Origin of the sequence: Bacillus sp. SIMBA_008 (assembly GCF_046535495.1) — a bacterium.
In the GTDB taxonomy this organism is placed as follows: Bacteria; Bacillota; Bacilli; order Bacillales; family Bacillaceae; genus Bacillus; species Bacillus subtilis.
The window spans coordinates 1-244 of the sequence record NZ_JAWRWL010001077.1 but is presented as its reverse complement, the minus strand read 5'-3'; the positions used below and the strand labels follow the sequence as shown (position 1 = coordinate 244).

At 48.0% G+C, this 244-nt stretch carries 1 protein-coding gene; it reads right to left on the bottom strand.

Going from position 1 to position 244, the window contains the following annotated elements:
- On the bottom strand, window positions 1-244 hold a 244-nt coding region (locus SB658_RS26735), incomplete at both ends, for a universal stress protein (protein WP_410603520.1).

Sequence of the window (244 nt, the reverse complement as noted above, 5' to 3'; positions counted from 1 at the left end):
ATCAGTACAGGACAAGGAGACAATTGTGAGACCTTATGGCTCACGCTTCCGAGCATCATTTCTTTAAATCCGCTGATTCCGCGGCTTCCGACGACAATCAGATTGAAATGCTGTTCTTTCGCTATGTTTAAAATTTGATGCGCAGGTTCGCCTTGGACGTACAGGCTTTCCGCATTTACCCCGCTTTCTGCCGCTTTCTGCTTGGCATCTTCCAGAATGGCCGCTCCTTTTTGCTCGACTTCAT